At 40.1% G+C, this 646-nt stretch carries 1 protein-coding gene; it reads right to left on the bottom strand.

Features of this window, described 5'->3' with window-relative positions; all coding sequences use genetic code 11:
- Positions 1–201 precede the first annotated feature (201 nt).
- Positions 202–480, bottom strand: a complete 279-nt coding sequence (locus AC805_RS16450; RefSeq protein ID WP_231663328.1) for a DUF1622 domain-containing protein — start codon at positions 478–480, stop codon at positions 202–204.
- Positions 481–646: the final 166 nt, after the last annotated feature.

Below are 646 nucleotides of genomic sequence, written 5' to 3' on the forward strand. Positions count from 1 at the left end.
TCGCATATTGTTCTTAACGCAGGCAACACGCAAAAATCAATCCTTGGGTTTTCAAACTAGAGTGCTTTGCGCTGTAGTTTTTATAGCCACAGTCACTTGAATTAAGACAAATCAGAACCCAAGAATTAATTGGCGGCGCGAAGCGCCGCCAATTAATTCTTGGGTTTTATTTCCTAGTACAGACGAGAGCTCATTGAAAAATTATGGGAGATGAATTGCTTCAGGAGTTTGTTCGGCAAACTCCCGATTGAGAAAGTAGTTTAAAAAGGTGCGAATCAAAGCGACGATCGCTAATTTGTAAAGCACTTCAAAGCTAGGAGCAACAGTTGTTGCCAAGATATCTGCACCTAATTGCAACTCTAAGGCTAATTGCAACCACATCCCAAAATGTAAGCGTAAATGTTTGAAGGAGAGAGTATTTCTAGAGATTGCTATGAGCCCTGTTTGCAGGACTCCTAAAATCACGCAGAAAATCGACAAGGAAATTTTTGAAAGCGTTGCTTCGCAACGCTTTCAAAAATTTCCTTGTGGTTCGTTTGATCGATAATTGCTGTAAGCTGTTTTTTATTAGAATATTCACTCGGAATATTCACTTGATTGTTGGATGAGTTTTGCTACTAGACCAGTCCATCCAGTCTGATGGCTG

The sequence above is a fragment of the Pseudanabaena sp. 'Roaring Creek' genome (genome assembly GCF_001402795.1).
Taxonomy (GTDB): domain Bacteria; phylum Cyanobacteriota; class Cyanobacteriia; order Pseudanabaenales; family Pseudanabaenaceae; genus Pseudanabaena.